Below are 343 nucleotides of genomic sequence, written 5' to 3'. Positions count from 1 at the left end.
CCGGCAGAGCGTCTCAAGCTCGTGGGAGAAAACGGCAAACCCGTAGTTGGTGATCTCCGGCACCACCAGACCAATGGTATGGCTGCGGTTATCGCGCAGCGAGCGCGCGTGAATGCTCGGCTGATAGTGCTGTTCGCGAGCGATCGCCAGTACGCGCTCGCGCGTCTCCTGCGCCACGCGCAGCTCTTTACCACGACCGTTGAGTACCAGGCTGGCGGTCGCTTTGGAAACGCCCGCCAGTTCGGCGATATCTTTGATAGTTACGCGTTTGGTTTTCATCAGCACCCGGGAGCCTGAAAGCAAAACGCTTATTCTACCATGCATGGCCGCAGCAGCCAGCGGC

The 343-nt window shown here is 60.1% G+C and carries 1 protein-coding gene; it reads right to left on the bottom strand.

Annotated elements, in window-relative coordinates; genetic code table 11:
* Positions 1–285 (bottom strand): LacI family DNA-binding transcriptional regulator (locus ACSIPU_RS30780; RefSeq protein ID WP_435322502.1); only part of this gene is annotated, 285 nt, incomplete at its 3' end.
* Between the last annotated feature and the right edge of the window lie 58 nt (positions 286–343).

Origin of the sequence: Klebsiella sp. HN106 (genome assembly GCF_051209435.1) — a bacterium.
GTDB classification, from domain to species: Bacteria; Pseudomonadota; Gammaproteobacteria; order Enterobacterales; family Enterobacteriaceae; genus Klebsiella; species Klebsiella oxytoca.
Note: the sequence above shows the minus strand (reverse complement) of the source record. Positions and strands in the feature narration are given on the sequence as shown.